The organism is Arthrobacter zhaoguopingii (assembly GCF_009828595.1).
GTDB lineage: Bacteria > Actinomycetota > Actinomycetes > Actinomycetales > Micrococcaceae > Arthrobacter_D > Arthrobacter_D zhaoguopingii.
Genome location: NZ_WPNY01000004.1, coordinates 224,505 through 249,021 on the forward strand (window position 1 = coordinate 224,505; position 24,517 = coordinate 249,021).

The following is a 24,517-nucleotide window of genomic DNA, read 5'->3' on the forward strand; positions in this document are numbered from 1 at the left end:
GTTTGCGTCCTAGATTCCATGTCCATGTCGTTGCAGGCGGTCAACGATCCGCCGGTCGGAGACCACCCCTCCGGCCACCCCCAGCGCGAGAACTGCCCGGGGTTCCCGCCAGTTGGCCCGCAGGGATCGCCCGGCCCACCGGAAGGCTTCCCTGCGGTTCCCGAGGGCCGCATGTCCGAAGGCAAGCTGCCCGAAGACGCGGCTCTTCCCTACGGGGCTGGAAAGGATGTCCGGGTGGTGCTCCAGCATCCACAGGTGGGCGCGGTTCTTGACCTCCCACTGCTCGTAGAAGTACGACGATCCACCCCAGAACACCCGCACCAGCGGTGAATCGACGTGAAGGATCGGTTTCCGCCGGGCGGCCCGCAGCAGCAGGTCCCAGTCCTCGCACATGCTGTTCGGAATCTCCTCATCGACGAGTCCGATGGTGGAGAGGAGTGCGTCGCGGCGGATGACGAAGGAGGAGGAGTGGACCATGGCCATCCGCGACCGCAGCAGATCCTCGTAGGTCACCTCCGCTTTGCCTGCGAGGCGGACCGAGGCCGTGCCGGAGTAGTCGACACTCATCGCCGTCGAACAGAATTCTGCCTCCGGGTTGTCCTGGAGGGCGGCGATCTGGCGGGTCAGCTTTTCGGGGAACCAGGTGTCATCGTCGTCGCAGAAGGCGACGAAGTCCGTCGCCAGGCCCAGGATTCCCGTATTCCGGGCTCCCGCCAGGCCCGGCGTCCTCGAGTTCGCCACGGGCATGACCTGCCGCCGGTCCCCCTCCAGCGCAAGGGATTCGTCGGGGTCGCACTTGTCGTGGACCACCAGGACGGTGATGGCGCCCGGATAGTCCTGTTCGAGGATTGACTCAAGGGCCCGGCGCATGAGCTGCGGCCGGCGGTGGGTGGCGAGCACGACGCCCACGTGCGGGGCGGGCAGCACCAGCGTCGGGGCATCAAGAGATTGAGGTTCCCGCCCCAACGGTCTCCTCGTGGCTCTATCTGTCACGTTCCGCCGTCCCTCTGCAGTGCGTTTGATGGGTCACTGTACCAGCGACGGCGCCACCCGCAAGAGGTTCTTTTCCTCGGGACACCGTCGACGCGATTCGACTTCCCCAAATAGTTCACGGCTCCCCCTACCAAAAAGAGCAGGGTCCTTTACCATCGAGGGAACGCCCACGATGGGAGGCACGGTGCGTGTGAGCAACAGTGTGGAAGGCCGGAAGGCACAGCCTGGCTCTGCCCCCGGCACCGCGGCGGCCTCCCGTCCCGGGTCCGACGTCGGCCGCCTGCCCGCCTGGCCGATCGTCGCCGCCTTCGCGGGTTTCCCGCTGTGGTGGGCGCTGGGGCTCGGAGATATGGCCTGGCCGGTCTTCGGCGCGGCAATGGTGCTCATCCTTGCACGGGCAAGAAAGGTCCGGGCTCCGCGGGGCTTTGGAATCCTGCTGCTCTTCCTGCTCTGGGTGCTCTGTTCGCTGATTCAGATCGACGAGCCGCTGCGCATCCTCGGCTTCTTCTACCGGTTCTTCCTCTACGCCGCGGCAACCGTCGTCTTCGTCTACGTCTACAACGCCCGGCAGACGCTCACCGACCGCCGGATCTTCGGGGTCCTGACCGTCTTTTGGCTCGTCGTCGTCGCCGGCGGGTTCGCCGGTCTTGCCTTTCCCCTCTTCGAGCTCAAGACGCCTTTGGCCTACATCCTCCCGCAGGCTCTGCTCGACAATTCCTACGTCGATGAAATGACCACCCGGGACCTCACCCAGTACAACCCGGACCCGAACGCCACCGTCATCTCCGCGCCGCGGCCAAGTGCGCCGTTCCTCTACGCCAATGGATGGGGAAACGGCTACTCGCTCCTCACCCCCGCGGTGGTTGCCTACCTCTCCATGGTGCGCGGCGAGAGAAGGTTCTGGTGGCTCGTAGCGGCCCTTCCCATCTCCTTCATCCCCGCCTTCCTCACCCTGAACCGGGGCATGTTCCTGGGCCTGGGAATCGCACTTCTCTACCTGGGGTTCCGGGCGGCGCTGCTGGGCCGCACCCGGGTTATAGGCTCGATCCTCGCACTCTCCGTCGTCGCCGGGGTGGCCCTGGTGCAGCTTCCCGTCATCGAGCGGCTCGAGCAGCGCACCTCCCGTGTCTCAAGCATCGACGACCGCGGGGAGCTCTACCAGGAGACCTTCCGGCGCACACTCGAATCCCCGGTGTTCGGCTACGGCGCGCCCCGGCCGTCCGAGCGGTCGGGGCAGCCCTCCGCCGGCACGCAGGGGCACGTGTGGCTCGTCCTCTTCTCCCATGGGTTCGTCGGGCTCGGGCTGTTCCTGGCCTGGCTGGTCCATGCCTTCCTCTCGACCCTCCGCCGCACCGACCTCGTCGGCCTGGTCTGCAACACGCTCCTGCTCGTGGGGCTGGTGGAGATCTTCTACTACGGCATCCTCGGTTCGGGCCTGGTCATCCTCATGGTGATCGCCGCCGTCGGACTGCGGGGACGCCCGCAGCTGCCCCGGCGGGAGACCCGCAGCAGTCAGGTAGGCGGCTAAAAAGTAGGGTATCGGTCCGGCCTTTACAGGTACCGAAGTCGTCCTCGTTTGGGTTCTGCCCGCGCGCTCCCCACAGCTACTCTTTGTGCACTCTGCGGGATTCCGAAGGAATTGCCGCCCCGGGGGACACCGGGGAAAACCGTGCTTGCGCAAGTGCTAGGGGCGAACGTGAGAACACACGCGAACGTGGGAATCCAACGGCCATTACTCAAGGTCCTCGGCTCGGCGGTCGCGTCGCTCATGGTACTGACCAGTCTGGCCGTGCTGTCGGCTCCGGCATCGGGCGCCGTCGCCCGGACGGGAGCCGACGCGGCAACGGCGGCCGCCTCCTGCTGGGAGATCAAGCAGAACAACGCCGCGGTGCCCTCGGGCACCTACTGGCTGTTGACGCCGAAAATGGCAGCGCCCGCCCAGTTCTACTGCGACATGGTCACCGGCGGCGGCGGCTGGGTCCTCATCGGTAAGGGCCGGGAGAAATGGATGCCCGGCTACGAGGGCACCGGGAACCCGACCGCCCTCCAGACCGCCGGCGTCAGCCCCATGTCGGGAGCCACTACCCAGTATTCATCGACAGTGGTGGACGCCCTGCTGGGCGGCGGGCGGGTCGACGGGCTCGCCGACGGCATCCGGCTCAAGCGGGCGAAGAACACCACCGGCACGGCCTGGCATGAAACCCGCATCGCCCTCGCCAAACGCGACCGGTGGGTGTGGACCTTCAGTGCCCTGCACCCTATCGGGTGGTATTCCTTCGACGGAGTGCGGGCACCCAGCGGAGGAGTGACCGCCAGTTTCGGTGTCGACGACGCGTACCGGAAGGTCAAGTCGGATGCGCGGTCCGACTCCGGGCAGAACTACACCATGGGATTCGCCTACGGCAGCGGGGTCAAGGGGTCCAACAGCGCAAGCACCTACCTGTGGTCGGCCACTGAGGGCCTGGGCGGAGCCCGGCCCTACACCGAGGTCTTCATCCGGCCCAGGATCGTCTCGACCACCGGCTTCACCGCGATCGGCGATGCCGGAACGCCGGAGAAAACCAACCTTCCCGTGGCCGAGTCGGTCGCCCTCGACAGCCCGTGGGGTGTCGCCGGTTTCACCACGCGCCGGCGTGAGGGGGACGTGGAGGTCCAGGCCTTCGCGCAGAGCGGGAACCGGATGTTCGTCGGCGGGAACTTCACCGCCGTCCAGCGCACCTCGACCGGTACCGACAAGGTCCCACGGAGCTTCCTTGCGGCCTTCGACGTCACGACGGGCGAACTGCTCACCGATTTCGCGCCGAAGCTCAACGCCCCGGTGATGTCCCTCGCCGTGCTCCCCAACGGAAACCTGGTCGCGGGTGGCTACTTCACCACCGCCAACGGAGCCGCCGCGACGTCAATAGTGGCACTGAACCCGACCACCGGCGCAACTGTTCCCGGCTGGACGGTGAAGGTCGAAGACCGGACAACCTCGGGCATCCTGCGCGTCAGCGACCTCGCCGTCAAGGGCAACTGGCTCTACCTCGGCGGGGCCTTCACCCACGTGGCAGGTGGCAGCAATCCCACCACGTTCAAGTACTCGCGGAACGCCGGGCGGGTCGCAATCACGAACGGCACCCCCGCTGCGAACTGGAACCCGGCTTTCAACGGCACGGTGGTCTCCATTGACCCCAGCGACGACGGGACCCGCCTCTACGCGGCCGGCTACTTCACGGCGAAGGGCTCCACGCGGGCGAGCAAGGCAGCCGCGGTGCAGACGGTCGACGGCGCACCCCTTGCCACCCCGGCCTGGAACCCCACCTGGAGCAGCAACTCGAACTACCAGCAGACGATCGGCCAGGTCGGAAACCGGGTCTGGGTCGGAGGCTCCGAGCACAGCTTCTTCAGCTTCTCGACGAGCACCTTCGCGCGCCTCTCGGGGAACATCGGCCAAAAGAACGGCGATTTCCAGGCCATTGCCGAGAGCCCGCGCGGCATCGTCTACGGCGGGTCCCACGGCCACCACTTCAACTACTCGAACGCCTTCTTCTGGCCAAACATGGGCACCGGCTGGACCCAGGCCGACGCCTACGAGTGGACGGGGGCGTGGAACGCGGCGACGGGAGACTACATCCCCAGCTTTACGCCCGCCATGAAGTTCCGGTCCGGATCGGGTATCTGGGCACAGATCGTTGACAGCAATGGAACCCTCTGGGCCGGCGGCGACATGACCACTGCCCGCACCCGCACCTCCGGCAGCAAATGGGCCGGCGGATTCGCCCGGTTCCCGCAGCGGGATGCAGTGGCCCCCACCCGGCCCGGGACACCCACACTCTCCGAGAACACGGCATCGACCGTTCGGCTGACCTGGGCCGAGTCCTCGGATGCCAGCGGCAGGGTGACCTATCAGATCCTGCGCGATGACCGCGTTGTCGCCACCACCACCGGAACTACTGCTGTGGTTCCCAAAGACGGCAACAACCGCTTCTTCGTCCGCGCGGCGGATGCGGCGGGGAACCTCTCGGCCAGCACACCGGTGGTGACGGCCACAGGAGGCCTCACGTCCGCGAATTCCGCGCCGGCTGCGGCCTTCACCTCCAAGACGACAGGGCTGGCCGCCACCTTCGACGGCAGCGGTTCCACCGATCCTGACGGCACCATCGCCTCCTACGCCTGGGACTTCGGCGACGGAAGCACGGGCACCGGAGCCACCGCGGCGCGCACCTACGCGGCGGCCGGAACCTACACGGTGAAACTGACGGTCACCGATGACAAGGGTGCCACCGGCGTCACGTCCGCCCCGGTCACCGTCAGTGCGGCGGCTGCGAATTCCGCCCCGGCTGCGGCCTTCACCTCCAAGACGACAGGGCTGACCGCCACCTTCGACGGCAGCGGTTCCACCGATCCTGACGGCACCATCGCCTCCTACGCCTGGGACTTCGGCGACGGAAGCACGGGCACCGGAGCCACCGCGGCGCGCACCTACGCGGCGGCCGGAACCTACACGGTGAAACTGACGGTCACCGATGACAAGGGTGCCACCGGCGTCACGTCCGCCCCGGTCACCGTCAGTGCGGCGGCGGGCCAGGAATCGGTGCTGATCGCGGCGAAGTCGCCCTGGAGCTGGCGCTATGAGGCAACAGCTCCGCCGACGTCCTGGAAGGCCAAAGGATTCGACGCCGCCGCCTGGAAGTCAGGGCCCGCGGTGCTGGGCTTCGGGTCGACGGGGCTGGGGACCGACGTCGACTTCACCCCCGAAACAACAACCGACAGGCCATTGACGGCCTACTTCCTGCAGCAGTTCTCCGTTCCCTCAGCGGCCTCGGTGACGAAACTTACCCTGCAGACTGTCGCCGACGACGGTGTGGTGGTCTACGTCAACGGGACCGAGGTCGGCCGGAAGAACCTGCCCACCGGCACCATCTCCCACGGCACCTATGCGTCGAGCGCTGTCAGCAGCTCGACGGCCAACACGACACCGTTCGTCATCGACGTCCCGGTATCCCTGCTGGTCGACGGCGTGAACTCGGTCGCGGTCGAAACCCACATCAACTACCGCGCCACCCGGGACATGAGCATGGACCTGACGGCGAAGGCGACGATCACGAACTAGGGCCGCGAGACAGTGGCCCAACGCCTTTCCCCGTGGCCAAGGCCCTGCGGGGTGGCGTGGCTGACCCGGCCGGGGGCGGCATCCCGGATTTCACCGGCCCGGCGCCGGCTGCCCCGCCGGCCCGGGCGGGTGGGCGGATCAGCAGCTGGGGTCGTCCGGGAAGCTGATCTCTTCGACCAGCCATGTGCCGCCGTCACCGCGCACCAGGGACAGAATGTTCAGCGACCGGTTGCCGTCCGAGCTCTCCCTCAGCACCACTCCTTCGTCCGTCACGACTCGGACCTTCGAGGAATCGATACAGGCGTTCACTGTCATCCTCGCCGGGGTGGCCGCTCCGTCGTAGGCGACGATCTCGAGCCCGGCGATGGTCGGCACGCCCTCCTGGCGCCAGTTGTTGCTCTCGAACTCGGCCGCCTGGGCGAGGATCGCTCCCTGCGCAGGGCCTACGGCGAGCGCCTTGAGCTCATCGGCGGTCGGAGTCTTGGCGGCCGCGAGGACCGACGCCGTCTTACCGACGTAGTCCCTCGACACTGTCGACGCTTTCTCCTTTTCGGCCGCCGGCACCGGAACCCGGGCGGAGGCCGCCGGTGCGGGCACTGCGTCGGCGGCGCCGCCACCGGTTTCGGCGTCCGGGGCAGCCGGCGCTGCGGTGGTCGGCGGTTTGGTGGCCGGCTTCGGCCCGGCCGGGGCTGTCTTCGCCGGAGCTGCCTCTTCCGATGCCTTCCCTCCGGTGGCCCGGGTGGCCTCCGGGGCCGTCCCGGGTGCTTCACTTTCGGTTCCACCGGGGGCGGTGCGCGCAGTATCGAGGCTGCCACCCGGAGGGGAGATGATCAGGAAGGCGCACAGCGCAACACCGGCAACCGGGAGCAGGACCCGAAGCGGACGGAAGCGACCCGATGGTTTCTGCGATGACGCCATGGCCAGCCTCCTTGGCGAAGAGAAAAAACGATACAGTGCGAGGGATTCACCCAATATCTTGTCCTAGGGCATCCATCTATGCTCAAGTATCGTACAAAACAGCGCCGCCTGGGTTGGATTCGCCTAGCGATGTGGTAGAGCATTGTCCGGTCGGTCTGAAGGGGGACGGGGTGGCGAAGTTGCCGGGACTGGGGGCGGCGTGAAGGCGGAGCATGCCTCGGAGGCCCGGCGCGCGGCCCGCGGCGGACTCGTCAGCGGGTTGGGCGCCGGCACCAGCGCTGTCATGGGCCTGCTGCTCATCCTCGTGCTCGGCCGGTCGTTCGGTGAGTATGGGGCCGGCATCGTCCTTCAATCCATTGCGGTGTTCTCCATCGCCCTGGGCATCGCCAGGACGGGCATGGACACGACGAGTGTGTGGATCCTCCCCCGGCTTGCCTCCTCGGCGCCTGGAAGGATCCGCGGGGCGGTCCTGGCGCTGCTCCTGCCGGCCCTCGCCGTCAGCATCGCCTTGACGCTGATGCTTTACTTTTTCCTTCCGCCGCTGACCGAGAACCTCGTGCCACTGCCGCCGGAGGTCGTTGAAGCCGTCCGGACCATAGCCCTGTTACTGCCGTTCGCGGCGGTGATGATGGTTGCCCTGGCCGCCACCCGGGGGCTGGGGAGCATCCTCCCGTACACGGTGATCGGGGCCGTGGCCGTTCCGGCGGCGCGGCCGCTGGCCGTCCTGGCGGTGGTCCTGCTGGGTGGTTCCGCCGCGATGGGAGCCCTGGCCTGGGCGCTTCCGCTGCCGGTGGCCATGGCCATTGCGCTGCTGGTGCTCGCCGGGCGGGTGCGCGAGCATGAACTGCGCGCGGGGGTAAGCGGCCGCTGGCGCCCCTCGCCAACGGTCTCCGCGGGCGTGCGGCGGTTCGCCCTGCCCCGCTGGTATTCCTCCGGCGTCGAACAGGCGATCGTGTGGTTCGACGTGATCCTCGTCGGCGCCATCGCCGGTGCCGGAGCCGCGGGCATCTACGGAACAGTCAGCAGATTCGTCACGGCCGGGCTGATCGTCTCGACGGCAATGCGGATGGTGATCTCGCCCCGCTTCAGCGCCCTCCTCGAGGAGCGCAAGGTCGACGCTGTCCAGACCCTTTACTCAACGACCCTGACCTGGATCGTGCTTTTCGGAACGCCCATCTACGGGCTGTTCATGTTCTTCGCCCCCACGGTGCTGAGCTGGTTCGGACCGGGGTTCTCGGAGGGCGCCACGGCCCTGATCATCCTCTGCGCCGGGGCTGTCTGCTTCCTCTTCGGCGGGAACATCGACTCGGTGCTCACCATGAGCGGCCGAAGCGGCTGGATGGCCTTCAACAAGTCCGTGGTGCTCGCCGTCAACATCGCGGCGAACCTCGTCCTCGTGCCCCGGTGGGGCATTCTCGGCGCGGCCTCCGCGTGGGCGTTCAGCATGTTCCTCGATGCGCTGCTCGCCTCGGTTGAGACCCGCATCTTCGTCGGCATCCGGTTCGACGCCGGCCGGGTGGCCTACGCGCTGATGGTGGCGGCGGTGAGCGTGGTTCCCGGAAGCCTGCTGGTGCTCTCGCTTCTGGGCAGCTCAACGGCCTCCCTGGCGGTGGCAGGACTCATTACGGTGACAATTCTCGCTCTCTGGTGCTGGTTCGACCGGTACAGGCTCAGACTGGATGGACTGCGCCGTGCCGCCCGGAAACCGGCAGTGGCCGGGTCGCGGACGGCCGAGTCGAAAGGAGTTTGAGTGGTCACGCTGACGGACATCAAGGACGCTTCCCCCCGATGGCTGAAGGACGTGGGCGACACCCTCACCCGGTCCTACGGCCGGGGGACCGCTGCGGCGCGGCCGGTTCCCGATTTCCTGATTATTGGCACCAAACGCGGCGGGACCACCTCCCTCTTCAATTACCTCCTGATGCATCCCGGCGTCCTCGGGCTTTTTCCCCAGATCCGGGGCAGGAAGAGCACCGACTATTTCTTCAAGGAGTTCCACCGGGGCGAGCGCTGGTACCGCTCGCATTTCCACACCGACTCCTACCGCAGGCTGGTGGCCCGGTCGGCGGGTCACCGGCCGGTGAGCGGTGAAGCCTCGCCCTACTACCAGTGGGATCCCCGAATCGCCGAACGGGTCCGTGCGGTGGCCCCCGACGTCCGGGCCATCGCGTTGCTCCGCGACCCCGTCGACCGCGCCTGGTCCCACCATCAGGAACGGGTCGCCAACGGCGTGGAACCGCTCGGCTTCGAAGCGGCACTGGCCGCCGAGGAGGACCGGCTCGCCGGTGAGCTCGACGCCATGCTGGAGGACCCCGCCTACTACAGCGCGGCCTACGATTTCTACTCCTACCGCAGCCGCGGCCTCTACCTTCCCCAGATCCAGAACTGGCACGCGTCCTTTCCCGGGGGCCAGCTGCTGGTCCTGCGCAGCGAGGACATGTACTCGGATGTCCAGGGAACCTTCGACACCGTGTGTGGTTTCCTCGGCCTTCCGCGCTTCGCCCTTCCCTCGACCAAGCCGTTCAATGCGATCACCCGCTCCCGCATTCCGCTCAACGCCCGGAAGGAGCTCGAGGATTTCTACTTGCGCCCCAATCAGGAGCTCGCCGACTATCTCGGCCGGCCCCTCCTCTGGACCTGAGGGGTCCCCGGTGCCCCAGGGATGCCCCGCTCCCGGCCGGAGACGGCGTCCATGACCGCCTGGCAGGAGGTGCTCCACCACCCGGTGCTCCAGTTGCGCGGGAGCAGCCTTGACCTGCTTGAGCTTCTGCTCGGCGGGCTGTACGCCCCGGCCGACGGGTACTGTCTTCCCGGCGGGAAACCGGCATCCTGGCCGGTGGAACCGACGCTGGGGGTTGCTGCCGCGACGGCGCGGGCAGCGCTCGCCCGGGGCGGGCTGCTGCTGGCCGATCCGGACGGCACTCCCCTGGCCCACCTGGCCGTCGACGGAACCGCCGGGGGCACCGGCGAGGATGAGGTCTATGTCTCCGGGGTGCTCGGGCCGCTCCAGCCGGCCGAGCACGGCCCCTTCCGCAGGCTGCGGCTGACAGCGCCCCTTGCGGCGCAGGAGGTCCGCGGCGCAGACCGGGCGCCGCTCGTGGTGGCTGCCTTCGCTGGGACCCCTTCGCTGGAGCAGCTGACCCGGACACTTGTCGGCGCCCGCGGAGGGAACCTGATCCTCCTCGCCGTCGCGGACAGCGACACCGCCCGTCAGGAGGGAACAGCCCGGCTGATTGAATCGCTGGAGGCGGTTGCCGCGCACGTGCCCGGCGGCCGCGTCCGGCTCCTCGTTGTTCCCGCCGGCAGTGGTCCTGCCGGCAGCGGTCCCGCCGGCAGTGGTCCCGCCGGGGACGCCGCGCCGCTGCTGGCCCGCCTCGGTGCCGACACGCTCCTCGACTTCACCGCCGAGGCGGAGGGAGGGTCCCCCGCGGCGGCGGGGACGGGACCCACTGACGGACGCTGGAGCCCCGCCGGTGCCACCCGCCCGAGGGGCCTTGTCGTCCTCTTCACCGGCCTCTCAGGCTCCGGCAAGTCGACCCTGGCGCGGGAGACCGCCGAACGCCTGCAGCGGGCGGACGGACGGCGCACGGAGCTCCTCGACGGTGACGACGTGCGGACCCTGCTCTCCTCAGGGCTGGGTTTCTCGCGTGCGGACCGGGAACTGAATGTGCGGCGCATCGGGTGGGTGGCCGCCCGCGTTGCCGAGGCGGGCGGCATCGCGCTGTGCGCCCCCATCGCCCCGTTCGAGTCCTCGCGCCGGGAGGTCCGGGCAATGGCCTCGGCCTCAGGCGACTTCCTGCTCGTCCACGTGTCAACGCCGCTTGCGGTGTGCGAGGAGCGTGACCGGAAGGGCCTCTACGCCAAGGCCCGCGCAGGACTGATCCCCGAGTTCACGGGCATCTCATCCCCCTACGAGGAGCCCGGCGACGCCGACGTCGTCGTCGACCTGGCACACGTGGGTGTCGCCGAGGGTGCCGCCCGGATCCTTGACGCCATGCGGCGCCTTGGTGGAGGGGAGGAACGCGGCTGACGCGGGCTGAGCCTACTCCGCTCCGACGATCATGCCGGCACCGACCGTTGCGTTCGTTGCCTCGTCGATGAGGACGAAACCGCCGGTCGCGCGGTTCCTGCGGTACTCGTCGGCCATCAGCGGAGCGGTCGTCCGGAGGCGCACCCTGCCGATCTCATTGAGCCGCAGATCAACTGCCTCAAGGTTGCGGTGCAGCGTATTGATATTGAGCTCGTACTGCAGCTCCTTGACCAGGGTGCGGGCGGTGCGCGTGGTGTGCTTGATCGCGAGTTTCCGGCCCGGGACCAGAGGGGCGTCGCCCATCCAGCACACCATCGCATCGATGTCCTGGGACACGGAGGGACGGTTGTTGGGCCTACAGATCATGTCCCCGCGGGAGACGTCGAGGTCATCCTCGAGCCGGAGCACAACGGACATGGGCGCGAAGGCCTCCTCGACGGGGCCATCCGCCGTCTCAATCCCCGCGATGCGCGTGCCCAGTCCGCTGGGCAGGACAACCACCTCATCCCCTGCCTTGAGGACCCCTCCGGCGACCTGCCCCGCATACCCGCGGTAGTCCTGGTTGCGGTTCTGGTGGGGGCGGATGACGTACTGCACGGGGAACCGGACGTCCACGAGGTTCCGGTCGCTGGCGATATGGACGTTCTCGAGATGGTGGAGCAGGGGCGCGCCCTGGTACCAGGGCATGTTCGCGGACCGCTCGACGACATTGTCGCCTTTCAGCGCCGACATCGGGATGACTGTCAGGTCGCTGATCTGCAGCTTTGAGGCGAACTCGACGAACTCGGCGCGGATCGATTCGTACACCTCCTCGGACCAGTCGACCAGGTCCATCTTGTTCACGGCCAGCACGAGGTGGGGTACCTGGAGCAGGGAGACGAGGAAGGCATGCCGCCGGCTCTGCTCAATCAGCCCCTTGCGGGCGTCGGCGAGCACGATGCCGACGTCAGCCGTCGAGGCCCCCGTGACCATGTTGCGGGTGTACTGGATGTGCCCGGGGGTGTCCGCGACGATGAATTTGCGCTTCGGCGTGGAGAAATACCGGTACGCGACGTCGATGGTGATGCCCTGCTCCCGCTCGGCCCTCAGCCCGTCGGTGAGCAGTGCGAGGTCGGTGTAGTCGTCCCCCCGGTCCCGGCTGGTCCGCTCGATCGCTTCAAGCTGGTCGGTGAAGATGGACTTGGAGTCGTAGAGCATGCGCCCGATCAGCGTGCTCTTTCCATCGTCGACCGACCCTGCCGTGGCAAGGCGCAGGAGATCCATCAGAAGTACCCCTCTTTCTTTCGGTCCTCCATGGCCGCTTCGCTGACCTGGTCATCCCCCCGGGTCGCTCCCCGTTCGGTGAGGCGCGTGCCGGCGACCTCCTCGCGTACCTGCGCCGGCGTCGCGGCATCCGAGAGGACGGCGGCAGTGAGTGTGGCGTCCCCCATGGTGCGGTACCGGACGTCGGCCTCGAACACCTCTTCGGAGGGGCGCGGCTGGCAGAAGCGGTGGACGGCGAAGAGCATGCCGTTGCGCTTGAACACCGGCCGCCGGAGCGAGTAGTAGAGGGAGGGCACCTCGATGTTTTCCTGCTCGATGTAGCTCCAGATATCGAGTTCCGTCCAGTTGGAGATGGGGAACACCCGGATGCTCTCCCCGACGTGGACGCGCGTGTTGTAGAGGCCCCACACCTCCGGCCGCTGGCTCTTGGGGTCCCACTGCCCGAACTCGTCCCGGAAGGAAAAGACGCGTTCCTTGGCCCGCGCCTTCTCCTCATCGCGCCGCGCGCCGCCGAGCAGTGCCGTGAAGCCGTGTTTCTCGGCGGTCTCCAGGAGCACCGCCGTCTGGATCCGGTTCCGCGACCCGTTCGGTTCCTCCCGAACCACCCCCCGGTCGATGGCTTCCTGCACCGATCCGACGACGAGCGTCAGTCCGAGGCGCTTCACCACCCGGTCCCGGTGCTCGAGCACCTCGTCGAAGTTGTGACCGGTATCGATGTGCAGCACGGGGAATGGGATCCGGGCCGGCGCGAACGCCCTGCGGGCGAGCTCGAGCATCACGATCGAGTCCTTTCCCCCGGAGAACATCAGGGCGGGCCGCTCAAGTTCGGCGGCCACCTCCCGGATGATGAAGATCGCCTCCGCCTCGAGCGTCTTCAGGTGGCTCAGGCCGTACCGCGGAGAGCGTGCCGTGCGGGCCGTTGAATCCTTCTCTCCTGCCGCCGGGTTCATGGCAGTCCTCCTGTTTCGACGCTCAATTGCCTCAGGGCGGTAAGGAGCGTCCCGGCGAGCTCCGGCCGGCACAGGAGGAGGTCCGGCAGGTAGGGGTCGGCGCGGTTGTAGGTCACGGGCGACCCGTCGATCCGGCTCGCGTGCAGGCCGATGCCGGTGGCGACGGCGACGGGCGCCGCGGAGTCCCACTCGTACTGGCCCCCGGCGTGGACGTACGCGTCCGCCTCGCCCCGGATCACGGCGGCGGCCTTGTAGCCTGCGGAGCCCAGGGGAACGAGCTCGCCCCCGACCTCGCGGGCGAGCGCCGCGGCGAAGGACGGCGCGCGGGTCCGGGACACTGCGATCCGCACTGGATGCCCGGGGCGCGGGGGAACGGGCCGGGCTCCGGTGGCAAGCACCACGCCTTCGGCCGGCAGGGCGAGCGCACCGGCGGTGAGGCCGCCCCCGCCGGGCCCGGACTCCCACAGGGCAACGTGCACGGCCCAGTCGGGCCGCCCCTCGGAGTATTCGCGGGTCCCGTCCAGCGGATCGAGGATCCAGACTCGGCGGGCTCCGCGCCGGGAGGGGTTGTCCACGGATTCCTCGGAGAGCACGGCATCCCCAGGGCGGGAGCGCCCCAGCGCGGCCAGCAGGTATTCGTGGGAGCGCCGGTCCCCGAGGGTTCCGAGCCGTCTTCGCTCCGTGCCCTTCCGGCGCTCCGACACCCGGAGTTCAACGAGCATGCGGCCGGCCGCCGCTGCGAGATCCGCCGCAAGCGCCGAGTCGCTCTGTGCCGAGTCGCTCTGTGCCGAGTCGCTCTGTGCCGAGTCGCTCTGTGCCGGCGTCGGTTCACTCATCTGGTCCATCGTCGTCCCTCTGCCCCTCGAATGCTGAATACGCCTGTCAATCGGTGAATTGCCTCCTGTTTTCCCGTGCCGGGCCGGACAGGCGATCAATAGGCTCCTACGGGCCGGAAGACCACCTTGAAGGTGCGCCACATCACGAGCAGATCGCCGGTGACGGACCAGTTCTCGACGTAGTAGAGGTCAAGGCGGATGCTTTCGTCCCAGTCGAGGTCGGACCGTCCGCTGATCTGCCACAGCCCGGTCAGGCCCGGCTTGATGAAGAGGCGGCGGTGGGCGTGCCCGTGGTAGCTCGACACCTCACTGAGAAGCGGAGGCCTCGGGCCGACCAGGGACATGTCCCCCTTGAGCACGTTGTAAAGCTGCGGCAGCTCATCGAGCGAGTACTTCCGGATCCACCGCCCCACGTCCGTGACCCGCGGGTCGTCCTTCATCTTGAACAGGACGCCGTTGCCCTCGTTGTACTGCCTCAGGTTTTCAAGATCGGATTCGGCGGAGGTCACCATCGAACGGAATTTGTACATCCGGAACAGCTCCGAGCCGCGGCCGGCGCGGTCCTGTGCGAAGAACACCGGCCCGGGTGAATCAAGCCGGATGAGGACCGCCAGGAGCAGGAACAACGGGGCCAGGGCGAGAAGCGAGGCGGCCGAGAGGGAAATGTCCATCGCCCGCTTGATGACGTGGCGGCCGCCGGTGAACTGCGGCAGCTCCACGTGCATCAGGGGAAGTCCCTCAACCGGACGCATCCGGATCCGCGGGCCGGCGACGTTGGTCAGCGAGGAGGCGAGCACCAGCTCAGTCGAGGTGCGTTCAAGGCGCCACCCGAGCTCCCGGATGTACCTCGTGCCCTTGCGCAGGTGCCCGGCGACAATGACCGCGTCGGCCCCGGTGTGGAGCACGAAGTCCTCGACGTTGCCGAGCCCGCACACGGCCGGCACGAGCTTGTCCCCGACCCGGAGGGTGGAGTGGTTCCCCTTGCACTCGAGGACCGCTCCCACGACGTCGTACACGGGCCCCGACTTGCGCGCCAGCTGCCCGGCGACGTAGTCCACGTCGTGGCGCCGGCCGACAACGACCACTTTGGAGAGGAAGTGGCCGTAGCGCCGCTGCTCGTTGAGCCACAGCCGCCACAGCCACCGGCTGGCCACCAGCAGTGCCACCCCAGCCGCGAAGGTGAGCACCAGGAACCGCCGGAAGTGTTCGATATCGAGGACGACGACCGAGACGGCGAGCGCCCCGAAAGTGGCCGTGCCGGCGTGGAGGACCTTCTTGTACTCGGCGGCACCGACGCCGATCAAACGTGGATCCCTGGTGCGGAAGAGGTACATCGCGCTCAGCCAGCCCCCGGCACAGCCGAGGAGCAGCCCGAAGGTGATCTTCAGGCCTTCATCCTCAAGCGCAGTCCCGGTGAAGAGACGTCCACAGACCAGGACGACCAGGAGGATCAGGAGCGTATCGGTGACCCGCAGCGACTGCTGGTACCGGCGCCGCCAGGCGATTCCCGAAAGGACCCGGCGCGTGCTGCCCACCGCGGTCCGCGCGGGAAGCGCGCTGATCCTCCCCGGCGACAGGGCGGGGTTCGCCCCCGTCATGCCGCCGCCCCCCGACGGCCGGCCGCCCGAGGGGCGGCAAAGTGGGGAGCCGACGGCGACTGGGGACGAACCTCGGTCTCGGGAGGTTCTGACACCGCCGGCTCCGCTGAAGGGTGCCCCACCGACGCCGGGGCGGGCCCGGATCCGGTGGTGCAGATGACCGACTGGGGCGCCGCAGCGCCGCTTCCAAGCATCGGCCGGAAAGGATGAACTCCTGGTAAAACAGCCTTCGATGTGCGGTGAAAGCCGCAGCAACCACGTCCGCCCATCATGAGACCCTGTTCCTCTGAAGTTCACCCCAAGCTTGCTGTTCTTCTTGGATTGAGCCTAGGAACAGGCCGCTGCCGCTGCACGAGTAGGGGTTACGCTACTTCGACGGGCGCGGGGCACCGCGGTACTCGGTGGCGGTGGTGAACTACGTGGGCTCGTTGCCCCGAGTACCCACAGGGTGCCGTGCTCCACTCACCTACGGCCGGGGTGCAGGGATTCCGGGGGTCGGAGACGGGCGGGAGGAAGCCCTCACCGGTCCTGACTGTGCTGGAGTTCCTCGCGCCGGCTGATTCCGAGTTTCGCGAAGATCCGGTAGAGGTGCCCCTCGACGGTGCGCACCGAAACGTTCTGGCGCTCGGCGATGTCCCGGTTCGAGTAGCCTTCGGCGACGAGGGAGACGATGTCCTGCTCCCGCCGGGTCAGGCGGGCGCCGGGGGCGGAGCCGGCCGTCCCGACCGCGGGCTGGTCCGTGCGGGAGAGCACCGCCGTCAGACGGGTCTGCGCGCTTCGGGCTTTCTGACCGGCGCCCCGCGAGGTCCACAGCTCCGCCGCGAGCCGGAGGCAGGCTCCGGCCAGGGGGAGGTATCCCGCGTCCTCGGCCGTTGTGGCTGCCTCGGCCAGCCGCACGGGATCCGAGTCCCGCGCCGCCGCAGCGAAGGCGTTCAGGACTGCTCCCTCCCGGCCCTCAAAGTGCCCGGTCAGGGCGGCAAGGGGCGCGAAAGCCCCTGAATCTCCGAGCCGCGCTGCCTGTTCCAGCGCTGTCGCGGCCACTTCGAGCATGCCGTCGGCCGCGGCGCTGTCCGCGATCTGCCTCAGCTCGGCCGCCACCCCGTGGGGCTCGCCGAGCAGCGCGCCGGTAACGAGGGCGTAGATCCGTCCGGTGAGCCGCATCTGTCTGCTCCCCCGGTTGGGAACCGTCGTGTATTCGTCGATGAGCGCCCTGGCCCGCGCGGTGTCCGACGCCGCGGCGCAGGCGAAGGCGGCGAGCCCGGTGGCCATGGTGAGCACCTGGGTGACGTCCGATTCGCGGAGCCCCTCCACGGCGAGCAGGAGCCGGTCGCGGGCCGCGCCGGTTCGCCCGCTCCTCAGCGCGGCGATGCCCTCGAAGAGATCGGACCACCCGGCGAAATAGGAGGGGTTCCGTGAGGAGTGCCGTGCGTAGTTCTCGAAGACCGCGCGGGCGGAGCTCCACTCCCCCGCATGCACGAGGGACAGGATGTGCCGGGAGGCAACGAACTCCCGATAGGTCAGCAGCTGGTGATCCTCGGCGTCGATCAGGGCCAGGGCCTCGGCGGTGCAGGCCGCGCCCGACACCGGCCGTCCCGTAGAGGCGAGCAGTTCGCCGAGCAGTGCCAGGGCTCCGGTCCGGGTTTCGGCACTTCCATGCGCGCTCGCCACTGCCTCCCGCAGTGGCCTCTCGAGGCCGTGGAGCTTCCCCTCGAGCAGCAGGACGTAGCAGCGGAGCAGCCGCGCTCCGAGGTGGGAGGTTCCGGCGGCGGCCGTGAGCGCCCGGCTCCTGCCCGTCGACTCGATCGCCTGGATCAGGAAATCCCACTGGTCGATGTCCCTGCGCAGGTCCTCGGATGACTCTCCCAGACGGAGCCGGATATCGAAGGAAAGGAGGGTTGCTTCCTTCGCGACGAGCAGGTTGGTGCACCGGAGACGGGCTTCGTCGACGAGCTCCCTGGCATAGCCGAGGTTGCCGCGGGCGATCTGGGCGCGGGCGATTTCGACAAGTGCCCTGCCGCGGAGCCCGGGCGCCGAGACGGCCCGTGCCGCCCTCAGGGCGAAGCCGGGGTCATTGAGCCGGTTGGCGACAACGGCGGCCCGGAGCAGGCTCGGGTCGTCAGGGGGCACGCCGCAGTCGAGGCCCCAGGCCACACTGCGCAGGAATCCTTCGAGCGATTCGGTCCGGGGATCGAGGACCTCGAGGACGGCGCGGCGGATGGCCATGCTGCGGGCGGTCGGGACGGAGGTACGGAGGACTTCGCTGTAGAGCGGGTGGCTGAGGGAGACGAGGCGCTCGGGTGCCGGGCCCACAGTGATCAGCTGGTCGTCCTGGAGGTTCCGGACGCTGTCGGGATCGGCGCAGCGCGAAAGCGCCTTCAGGGCGATGGGCTCGGCCAGGGCGACCACTTCAAGGGCCGCCAGATCGGGAGCACTGCGTTGGCGCAGCTGGCTTTGGATCAGGTCCACGAGACGCAGGTCGACCGAGGGCTGGCCGACCATACGCCAGACGCCGTTGCGTTCGACGAGGTATCCCTGCCCGCGGCCCTGCGTCAGCAGCGTGAGCAGGAACAGGGGGTTTCCGCCCGTGGCGCCCGCGAGCAGGTTGCTTGTGCCTGTCAACACATTGCCGCCGAGGACCTGCCGGCACAGCTCGTCCACCGCCGAATCGTCAAGCGGTTCGAGATCGAACCGCATCAGGAGGCCGTCGCGGCTCAGGGCGAGGAATTCCGCGGGCGGGTGGGGTGCAGCCCTCGACAGGATGAGCAGCCGGGCCCGGCGGGCGCTGACGAGCTGCGCCAGCAGGGCGCAGGTGCTCTCGTCGAGCTCGTGCGCATCGTCGACGACGAAGAGTGGGAGGTGCGGGGACCGGCCCCTGGGCGCGGGGAGGTGTTTCATCAGGCTGCGCAGGATGGCCACGGGTGAACCCACCTCTTCGACCGACAGGCCCTGGAGGTACGGGGAGAGGGCGCCGAAGGGGATACGGCGCAGGGACGAGCCGCCGGTGATCGGGAAAACCTCGGCCGCCCCTCCGAGCTGCTGCACCACCGCGCGGGCGAGCGCGGTCTTGCCGACACCGGGTTCACCCACCACCATCGCGCCGAAGCCTGCCGGGTCGTGGAGCGCGGTGAGAATCCCGTCGATGATTTTCGACCGTCCGACGAGGGGGACGCCCTCCTGGATTCTCATCATGAATATCGGCTGTCCGTCTACTTGAAAATCAGGGCAAGCTGCTTGCGGCTTGAGAGACCGAGCTTCGTCAGGATCTGGTGAACGTGGCCTTCGACGGTCCGCACCGAGACGTGTTCGGCCTCGGCGATGACCTTATTGGACGCACCGCGGGCCACGAACCGTGCGATCTTCCTTTCCCTCTCGCTGAGGATCGTCCTGCTGCGCGCCGGCCTCCGGCCCGGTGCGGCGGCCCGGCGGAGGATCTGGTCCGCGTAGATGCCGATCATCGCGTCGCCGTCCTCGAGGAACTCGATGGCGCGCTCCGCCGCGTGGGCCGCGAGCCCATCATGCCCCGAATAGAGGGCGGCGCTGGCAGCGTCGAGAAGGACCTCGGAATTCCGTGCGGCGATCCCCTTGCCCAGCAGCTCCAGGACCCGGGCGAGGGGCCCCTCGCAGGTGGCCGCAGCGGCACACAGCCGCTCCACGAGCTCATCGGAGCCAAGCTGCACCGCCTGGGAGAGGAAAAGGAGTTCCTGACCCTTGTTGCCGGCGGCCGCGTTTGCCTCCGCCCGGGACCGCAGCAACTCCTGCGCCGCGCCGGGCCCGTCCAGCGCGGCCCCGGCGAGGATCCGGAAGTACTCGGCGCTGTCCCGGTAATGCCAGGAACGGCGTTCCGACTCCAGGTCGACAGCGTCCACGTGCTCCCGGGCCGCGGGCAGGTCCCCCCGGAGCGCGAGGACGTAGGCACCGGCGGCCTCCGCGAGGGGCAGCAGTCCGTGCCTGTCGCTGGCCCGCAGCTGGCTGATGGCCGGAACGAGCCGGTCCAGCGCGTCCTGGCTGCGGCCGGCGAAGGCGTGGAGCAGACCTTCGGTGAACTCCGAGGCCGAACCGTCGTAGACGCTTGCATCGGCGTCGCGTTCGGGGGCCTCCGCCATCGCCAGTGCCTCGTTCCAATACCCGGCAGCCAGCAGCGCGGTGAAGAGGTGCGTTCCGGCCCGCTCGATCTCGAGCGGGTCCCGCTCCGCCCCGACGAGCCGGGTGACAAGGGAACGGGCGGTTTCCACGGCGGCCTCCTGGCGGCCGGCCATGGCCAGTGCCGAGGCGAGCAGTCCCTGGAGTCGAGAGGTGGGCCGGCCGTGCGCCGACCGCGCCTCGATCCGTCCGGGGAGGGACTCGGTGAGCCCGGCCGAGCGGCCCTCGAACAGTTCACGCTCCGCGGCGAAGTCCTCAAGCTGTTCCAGGAGGTCCTGCACCTCTTCTGCAGGGGCGGAGGACAGCCTCGCACCGGCCGCGTCGAGCAGCGGAGCCGTCTCGGTGTGCCGCTGGTGGCTTCGCATCGTCAGCTCCGCCTTCGTGAGCATCAGCTCCACCTCCAGCCGCAGTCCGACCGGTGGAGCGTCGTCGCCGAGCAGGGGGTCGATGGTCGCCAGGGCGGCATCGACCCGGCGCTCCAGGGCCAGCGCGCGCGCCGTCGCAAGGACGGTCGCCGGGCCGCGCTCGGCGTCTGGCACCGCTGCGAGGAAGCTCAGTGCCGCCGACGGCTCGGACCGCAGGTTGGCCTCCCGCGCCGCCTCGACCAGCGCCGGGGCGTCGACCTGGATCCCGTTGTCGAGGCTCCACCGGATCAGGGACGCACGGCTCGGCCCGGGCATGGAGCTGTCGGTGCGCATGCCGTTGAGCGCTGCGAGCGCGGCGCGTCCCGGTACGGACACGAACTGGGAGCGCAGCGACTCGGCCAGCCCCTCGTCGGACACGCGCACCAGGGGAGGACCGCCCTGTTCCGCCCAGAGGATGCCCTGCTCCTGCAGGGCATTGACCGGCTCCGGCGGGAACACCTTGAGCAGCAGGTCCAGGGGAACCACGCCGACGACGGCGACGGTTTCAAGCAGCGGACGCTGGTCCGGGAGGATCCGCTCGAGCTGGCCGGTGACGCACTCGGCCATCGGCTTGCCCGCACGGGCTCCGCCGCCGCCGCCGGAGACCCAGACCCCGTCGCTCAGGGCGAGGTGCCCCGATTCCACGTCGGCGAGGGTGATCGCCTGAAGGTACCGGGGGTTACCGCCGCTTGCCTGCCACAGCCCGAGGGCCACCGAGCGGGAGACGGGGCTGCCGAGCGCGGCGGTGAGCAGTTCGGTTGTCTCCTCGAGGTCGAGTGGCTGGACGTCGAGCCGGCGCACGACGTCGTCCTTCCACAGGTTGAAAAGCTCGAGCGGTGCACGCTGCATGTCCCCGCAGATACCCAGGACCCGGACCGATCCCGCGCGGACGAGGTGGGCGATGACCATCGCCGAAAAGTCGTCGAAGTCCTCGATATTGTCGAGGACCATCAGGGTGCGGGCGCCCTCGGTGCCGGGATGGAAGCGGCTCTGGAGTGAGCTCAGGAGCATGAGCGGGTTGGCCGAGGTTTCCTCGTCAAGCTGGGCAAGGACCATGCTGAGCACTCCGTAGGGGGTGTCCGCTATGGCCGTCGAGCCGCGCAGGTAGAGCACCTCGAAGTCCCGGGCAAGCTCACTGCTGACCCGGCGGGCAATGAGTGTCTTCCCCACCCCGGCCTGTCCGACGAGGACCACTCCGCCACCCGGGCCCTGCACGAGGGCATTCCGGGCATAGTCGATCTCCTCGGAACGCCCCACGAGGGGCCAACTGCTGTCCAGCCCCATCATGTGCAGCGCCCCATCGCGCTTTCCCCGGCCCCAACCGGCAGCCCCGGTTCGAAACCGGGACTGGTACCACAAGTCACCATTGAGTCCGCCCCGCAACGATTGTCTTGGAGCCTCACACTACCTCGCCGTGTGAGGAAAGCCACTGAAGCGGCGACCAAGGTTTAATGCTGTAGTGTTCGCCCCCGCGCCGCCGGGCCCCGTCCCGCGGGGCCCGGGGCCGGCGGCGGCGGGAACGGTGCTCATCCGGCAGGAGCGTGGAATTTCTGCTGCGCGGCAACGAGTCCGGTGCGGATCACGGCCTCGACGGCGTCTGCTGCATCCTCAAGGAGGAAGGGCAGTTCCTTCTTTTCCGCGGTGCCGAAGTCTTTGAGGACGAAGTCTGCGGTGTCCTGCCGGCCGGGAGGGCGCCCGACGCCGACCCGGACCCGGAGGTAGTCCTTCGTGCCCAGGGCCCTGCTGATGTCCCGGAGGCCGTTGTGCCCGCCCTCGCCTCCGCCTGCCTTGAGCCGGACCGTGTTAAAGGGAATGTCGATCTCGTCGTGCACCGCGAGCACCCGCTCGGCGGGGATTCCGTAGAATTTTGCCAGCGCGGAGACGGGTCCGCCGGAGAGGTTCATATAGGTCAGCGGTTTCATCAGGACCACGCGCGGGCCGCCGGGTCCAAGCCGTCCCTCGAGGGCCACTGCCTGCGTCCGGGTTGACCGGAACCGCCCGTTGAGGCGTGCTGCCAGGAGGTCAAGGACCATCGAACCCACATTGTGGCGGTTGCCGCTGTAGCCGGGCCCGGGGTTTCCGAGCCCGGCTACGAGCCATGCGTCAGTTGGCACAGCCGGGAAGGGCTAGCTGTCGTCTGAGGACGTTGCGCCTTCGGCGGAAGCCTCGGTGTCGGCAGAGGGGGTTTCGCTCTCGCCGAGGTCCTGGACCGTCGGCGCAGCGAGGTTGACGATGAGCGTCTCGGGGTCGACGAGCAGGCGGACGCCGGAAGGCAGCTGGATGTCGGAGGCGTGGATGTGCTCGCCGACCTGGCGGCCCTCGATGTTGACGGTGAGGCTTTCGGGCAGGTGGGTGGCCTCGGCCTCGACGAGCACGGTGTTGCTTTCGAGGTTGACGACGACCTCGGCGGCCGGCTCGCCCTCGATGTGGATAGTGACGTCGACTTCGACCTTCTCACCGCGGCGGACCGTCAGCAGGTCGATGTGCTCGATGATCTGCTTCAGCGGGTTGCGCTGGATGTCCTTTGCGAGGGCCAGGTGCTCGGTGCCGTCGACCTCGAGGGTCAGCAGGGCGTTGGGGGTGCGCACGGCGAGGGTAGTGGCCTTCGCGGGGAGCAGGACGTGGAGCGGATCCCCGCCGTGCCCGTAGATCACTGCGGGGATCTTGTTGGCGCGGCGGGCCTGGCGGGCCGCGCCCTTGCCGAATTCGCTGCGTACTTCTGCTGGGAGCTTCTGCTCTGACATGGGGTTCTCCTCATGGAACGCTGGATAGCTGGTGCGCCGGAGGCGGGGCCAGCCTGTGGACGTTGCCGGGGCGTTGAGGAGCGCGTCTAGAAACCGCTCACTGCTGGTGGAAGCACCAGCCGCTGAAAGTCGCTAGCCACCGTCGATCACGGAGTCCGCCCGATTTCTCGGGCCGCTCCCTCGCCTAGGCATCGCAGACTATCCTACAGCACCCCCAGAGCTCCCCTGACCCTCCCCGGGCGGAGGCCTGGACTGCCTCAGGTGCTGAGAATCCGCCGGGACGCCGCGGCCTCAAGGACACCGCGGTCGGGCCGCGCCAGGTCCAGCACCCCCACCACCCCGCGCGCCACTGCGGCCGACGCGATTTCGTTCTGATGGCCGTCGACGTGCTCCCGGTGGGCCGGGTCCCGCACCGCAAGGACGGGCATCTTGCCCAGGCTCATCAACTGGAGGATCGTTCCCACCCCGGCGTGGGTGATGACGACGTCGGCCGCTGCGGCGCACCGGCCCAGGTCGCCGAAACCCATCTCCTGATGCACGGTCCCCGGAAGGCCGGAACGCCGGGTGGAACCAAGCTGCCAGGTCAGCTCATCCCCGGGCTGGAGGATCGACAGCACCGCATCGACCGCCCGGTCGAACGAGTACGGCCGGATCGTCCCGAGGGTGACGAGGATTTTCCGCACCCGGGCAGGCTCCGTCCCGGAGGAGCAGGAGAAGGAATCCCAGATGGTGCCGGCGTAGGGCCAGCGGCGGGACCAGCCCTCGTACTGGGCATAGGTCCGTACCCGCGGCGCACGCTCGAGGATTCTGCCGGTGAAGGATGGAGCGGAGACCCGGGCGAGGCTTTCAACGTAGTAGGTGGGAATTCCGAACAGTGCCGCCAGGGGAAGCCCCGACACCGCCACGGCCGCCCCGGTGCTGATGCAGGCGTCGAAGGACTCACGGCGCAGGATCGACAGGATCCGGCGCGCCGCCCTGAGGGTGGCCGGCCCATCACGGGGCGCGACGTAGTCGACGAACTGGCTCCGCCGCGCACTCAGCATCGAGACCGTCTGCTGGGTTTCGAAGGTTACCCACAGCGAATCGTCCGACGCCTGAACGGTGCCGTCGATTCTCAGGAGTTCCGAGAGGTGCCCGCCGGCAGAGGACACCCACAGCACTTTGGCACCCCGCGGCAACATGTCGAATTCGATTGGCGCTCCCAGCCTCGTGCCCGGCATTTTCAGCCCATTGTGCCATTCGACACGGTATTGCGGCACTGCCGGTTCGGGTCACGCCGCTCCCGGGGCGTCAGCCCGCAAAGAAAGCCGGGCCGGAACGTCAAGGTTCCGGCCCGGCCACCTGCAGGTACTCCTGCCGAGGTTAAGGGTCGGCGGCGGCTGGGGATGAAGTCCTGGTCTCAAGAAGACTTCGACACCGCCGACCCGGTTCGGTGAAGCCGGCTCCTTCTCTGGGTTCCGACTTGTCAAAACTCTATGTCCCCCGGGAGGACGGCAACACAAGTAATCGCGCCCGAATTCCCCCGTTCTGCTACCTGTTCCCGGGC

At 68.6% G+C, this 24,517-nt stretch carries 16 protein-coding genes; 5 read left to right on the forward strand and 11 right to left on the reverse strand.

Annotated elements, in window-relative coordinates:
- Positions 1-9: 9 nt before the first annotated feature.
- Complete coding sequence (locus tag GVV86_RS07790) at positions 10-966, reverse strand: glycosyltransferase family 2 protein (protein WP_246199566.1); 957 nt, start codon at positions 964-966, stop codon at positions 10-12.
- A 217-nt stretch (positions 967-1,183) separates the two neighbouring features.
- On the opposite strand from GVV86_RS07790, the gene GVV86_RS07795 reads away from it, so the two are divergent.
- Together GVV86_RS07795 and GVV86_RS07800 are read left to right on the forward strand one after the other, a co-directional pair.
- On the forward strand, positions 1,184-2,521 hold the full coding sequence (locus GVV86_RS07795) for an O-antigen ligase family protein (RefSeq protein ID WP_159802388.1): 1,338 nt from the start codon (positions 1,184-1,186) through the stop codon (positions 2,519-2,521).
- Between the two features lie 186 nt (positions 2,522-2,707).
- Entirely contained in the window at positions 2,708-6,088 is a 3,381-nt protein-coding gene (locus GVV86_RS07800) for a PKD domain-containing protein (protein ID WP_159802390.1), read from the forward strand.
- A gap of 138 nt (positions 6,089-6,226) precedes the next feature.
- On the opposite strand, the gene GVV86_RS07805 is transcribed toward GVV86_RS07800, so the two are convergent.
- The gene (locus GVV86_RS07805) at positions 6,227-7,006 is read right to left on the reverse strand and encodes a hypothetical protein (protein WP_159802392.1); all 780 of its coding nucleotides are present in this window, start codon (positions 7,004-7,006) and stop codon (positions 6,227-6,229) included.
- Positions 7,007-7,205: 199 nt separating this feature from the next.
- Between GVV86_RS07805 and GVV86_RS07810 the strand changes: the two genes are divergently transcribed.
- From GVV86_RS07810 to cysC, 3 genes are read left to right on the forward strand one after another with little or no spacing between them, the layout of a single operon-like run.
- Positions 7,206-8,756, forward strand: coding sequence for an oligosaccharide flippase family protein (locus GVV86_RS07810; protein ID WP_159802394.1), 1,551 nt, complete (start codon positions 7,206-7,208; stop codon positions 8,754-8,756).
- Positions 8,757-9,647 (forward strand): sulfotransferase, encoded by an 891-nt coding sequence (locus tag GVV86_RS07815; RefSeq protein ID WP_159802396.1) that lies wholly within the window; start codon positions 8,757-8,759, stop codon positions 9,645-9,647.
- Positions 9,648-9,698: 51 nt separating this feature from the next.
- Positions 9,699-11,036 carry an adenylyl-sulfate kinase gene (gene cysC, locus GVV86_RS07820; RefSeq protein ID WP_201291391.1) on the forward strand — a complete coding sequence of 446 codons (1,338 nt, stop codon included), beginning with the start codon at positions 9,699-9,701 and terminating at the stop codon, positions 11,034-11,036.
- 12 nt (positions 11,037-11,048) lie between these two features.
- On the opposite strand, the gene GVV86_RS07825 is transcribed toward cysC, so the two are convergent.
- The 9 genes from GVV86_RS07825 to GVV86_RS07865 all read right to left on the reverse strand — a co-directional run bounded on the left by GVV86_RS07825 (position 11,049) and on the right by GVV86_RS07865 (position 24,122).
- Complete coding sequence (locus GVV86_RS07825; protein WP_159615771.1) at positions 11,049-12,299, reverse strand: sulfate adenylyltransferase subunit 1; 1,251 nt, start codon at positions 12,297-12,299, stop codon at positions 11,049-11,051.
- A complete protein-coding gene (cysD, locus tag GVV86_RS07830; RefSeq protein ID WP_159615769.1) occupies positions 12,299-13,249 on the reverse strand; it encodes a sulfate adenylyltransferase subunit CysD in 951 nt (316 codons plus the stop codon). Before cysD ends, GVV86_RS07825 begins: the two co-directional genes overlap by 1 nt.
- Positions 13,246-14,085 (reverse strand): 3'(2'),5'-bisphosphate nucleotidase CysQ, encoded by an 840-nt coding sequence (locus GVV86_RS07835; RefSeq protein WP_159802397.1) that lies wholly within the window; start codon positions 14,083-14,085, stop codon positions 13,246-13,248. The genes cysD and GVV86_RS07835 overlap by 4 nt, the downstream gene beginning before the upstream one ends.
- A 95-nt stretch (positions 14,086-14,180) precedes the next feature.
- Positions 14,181-15,683 carry a sugar transferase gene (locus GVV86_RS07840; protein WP_159802399.1) on the reverse strand — a complete coding sequence of 501 codons (1,503 nt, stop codon included), beginning with the start codon at positions 15,681-15,683 and terminating at the stop codon, positions 14,181-14,183.
- 519 nt (positions 15,684-16,202) lie between these two features.
- Positions 16,203-18,872: a helix-turn-helix transcriptional regulator gene (locus GVV86_RS07845; RefSeq protein WP_159802401.1), complete on the reverse strand. Its 2,670-nt coding sequence runs from the start codon at positions 18,870-18,872 to the stop codon at positions 16,203-16,205.
- Positions 18,873-18,889: 17 nt separating this feature from the next.
- Positions 18,890-21,514 (reverse strand): LuxR family transcriptional regulator, encoded by a 2,625-nt coding sequence (locus GVV86_RS07850; RefSeq protein WP_159802403.1) that lies wholly within the window; start codon positions 21,512-21,514, stop codon positions 18,890-18,892.
- Between the two features lie 239 nt (positions 21,515-21,753).
- Entirely contained in the window at positions 21,754-22,341 is a 588-nt protein-coding gene (pth, locus tag GVV86_RS07855; protein WP_120166877.1) for an aminoacyl-tRNA hydrolase, read from the reverse strand.
- A 12-nt stretch (positions 22,342-22,353) separates the two neighbouring features.
- Positions 22,354-22,971, reverse strand: coding sequence for a 50S ribosomal protein L25/general stress protein Ctc (locus GVV86_RS07860; RefSeq protein WP_159615759.1), 618 nt, complete (start codon positions 22,969-22,971; stop codon positions 22,354-22,356).
- A 257-nt stretch (positions 22,972-23,228) separates the two neighbouring features.
- Complete coding sequence (locus GVV86_RS07865) at positions 23,229-24,122, reverse strand: glycosyltransferase (protein WP_159802405.1); 894 nt, start codon at positions 24,120-24,122, stop codon at positions 23,229-23,231.
- Between the last annotated feature and the right edge of the window lie 395 nt (positions 24,123-24,517).